This is a genomic window from Micromonospora sp. NPDC005197 (assembly GCF_040608295.1).
GTDB lineage: Bacteria > Actinomycetota > Actinomycetes > Mycobacteriales > Micromonosporaceae > Micromonospora.
On sequence record NZ_JBEXHY010000260.1, the window covers coordinates 1 to 2,142 of the forward strand.

The 2,142-nt window shown below is 72.5% G+C and carries 3 protein-coding genes; 1 reads left to right on the forward strand and 2 read right to left on the reverse strand.

Annotated features, from left to right (window positions below; translation table 11 throughout):
- Positions 1-871 (forward strand): PmoA family protein (locus ABZU46_RS31660; RefSeq protein WP_354863361.1); only part of this gene is annotated, 871 nt, incomplete at its 5' end.
- 95 nt (positions 872-966) lie between these two features.
- Here ABZU46_RS31660 and ABZU46_RS31665 read toward each other — a convergent pair.
- Both ABZU46_RS31665 and ABZU46_RS31670 read right to left on the reverse strand, forming a co-directional pair.
- Positions 967-1,719, reverse strand: coding sequence for a hypothetical protein (locus tag ABZU46_RS31665; RefSeq protein ID WP_354863362.1), 753 nt, complete (start codon positions 1,717-1,719; stop codon positions 967-969).
- 81 nt (positions 1,720-1,800) lie between these two features.
- Positions 1,801-2,142, reverse strand: a 342-nt coding sequence (locus tag ABZU46_RS31670) for a hypothetical protein (RefSeq protein ID WP_354863363.1), incomplete at its 5' end; no start/stop codon positions are given.

The following is a 2,142-nucleotide window of genomic DNA, read 5'->3' on the forward strand; positions in this document are numbered from 1 at the left end:
GGCGGAGGTGGCCCGGTACGTGGTGGACCCGGCGCTGGACGCGCGGCACGGGCCCCGGCCGTACCTGCACCCGGTACGCACCCTCGGCGGCACGGTGGTCACCGACGCGCTTCCCGCCGACCACGTGTGGCACCTCGGCGCCTCCCTCGCCGTGCAGGACGTCAACGGCAGCAACCTCTGGGGCGGGCGCACCTACGTGCGCGACGTCGGCTACACGTGGCGCGACGACCACGGCGTCATCGCGCACACCGGCTGGTCCGAGCGGGCCGTCGACCGGCTGGCGCACCGGCTGCAGTGGCGCGACCGGCACGGGTCGGTGCTGCTCACGGAGCAGCGGCGGCTCGCCGCCGTTCCGCTGACCGGCGGCGTGTCGGCCTGGCGGCTGGAGATGGACTACACGCTCAGCGCCCCGGCGGAGCAGGACGTGCGGCTGGGCAGCCCCGCCACCAACGGCCGCCCCGGCGGGGCCGGCTACGGGGGGTTTTTCTGGCGGGCGGTCTCGGCCTCGCCCGCGTCGGTGTTCAGCGCCTCGGCGACGGGGGAGGAGGCGGTCAACGGCTCCGCCGAGCCGTGGATTGCGCTCTGCGGCACCGGGCCGGACGGTCGGGCGTACACCCTGGTCTTTACCGGTCTCGGGGTCGACGACCGGTGGTTCGTGCGGACCGCGATGTACCCGGGTGTGGGGGTGGCGTTCGCCTTCGAACGGCCGGTCACCATCGCGGCTGGCCTGCAGCGGCAGGGCCGGCACGGCGTGGTCGTCGCCGATGGAGCCCTGGACCCTGCCACCGCCGCGGCAGTGGCCGCGAACTCCGCCCGTGTTGACGTGGTGAGCGGTGATCATGTGGTGAAACAGAGGTCAACGAGCGGTTGATCCACTCCAGGTCGCCGACATGGGGGTGTCCGGGCGTCTAAATGCCCCCATATCGGCGATATGGTGTGGATCAACCGCACAGGGGGTCGCGTTTGTCAACGGGTGGGCAGGGCGGCGGTCACCCGCACGGACTTGACGATGGCGGGGATGGAGCCGATCAGCAGGACCAGACCCCAGATGATGGCCACGATGGCGAAGACCAGCGCGCCCACGTCGTCGAGGATGCTCACCACGATGACCGGGACGAGCCGGTGCAGGAACTCCAGCACGACGGTGCAAAGCAGGGTGGTGAGCGCCAGCAGCACGAGGCCCTTGTTCTGCGCGAACCGTGGCTGGGCGAGCAGCAGCAGCACCGCCCAGACCAGCTTCAGCAGCAGCGCCAGCCCCAGCAGCAGGCTCGCCTCACCCACCGGGAAGAAGCCCCACAACGCCAGGTACGCCAGGGTGCCGAACGGCACGGCCAAAAACAGCGACACCATGATGGTCAGCTCCACGAAGGCGATGATCAGCAGCACGAGCGAGCCCAGGATGAGCAGGATCGAGAAGATCAGCGTCGCCACACCCTGGATCCGGCCCTGCACCCGCTCGGGCACGACCAGGCTCAGGCAGAACAGGCCGGTGGTCCACAGCGCCACCACGTCGATCAGCGCGAGGTAGCTCGTACCTCGCCCGGAGGGCTCGCTGATTCCGCCGGCGTCCACCTCCACGCCGAGGTCCGCCGCGCCGGCCAGCAGCGCGCCGGTGGCGTCCCCGCCCCCGGTGAGCAGTGACGATCCGACCTCGACGAGGACCACCAGCGTGACCGCGACCAGCGCGAGCAGGAGGAAGGGCTTGCGCAGGTCACCCATGTCGGGCCTCCTCGCGGTCGTGCCGGCCGACGGGTGCGCGGCCGGGGCCGGCGGCCGGCACGGGCCCGGCCGGGGGACGGGTCAGTCGGCGGCGACGGTGACCGTGCATCCGACACCTCCCGGACAGCTCAGCAGCACAGTGACCGCACGGTCGACGGCAATCCGGGCGACCGCCTCGCCGCCGTCGTCCGGCTCGACCTCGGAGCGCACGGTGAGGTCGGCGTCGCGGGGCGCCGGAGCGCGCACCACGAACGGGCGACCACTGCGCAGCACCAGCGTCCGCAGCTCGCCCGGGTCGGCGACGCGCACCGCGCAGCCGCCGACGAAGCTGAGCACGTCGCCGGTGCGGTCGCAGTCGGCCTGCACGGTCGCCGGGTCGACGCTCGTACTCGCGCCGGCGAGCCGGCCGAGCCGCTCGACGAC

Excerpts from the sequence above, each read along its gene's own strand:
- ABZU46_RS31665 (WP_354863362.1), bottom strand. The coding sequence starts at position 1,719 with ATGGGTGACCTGCGCAAGCCCTTCCTCCTGCTCGCGCTGGTCGCGGTC.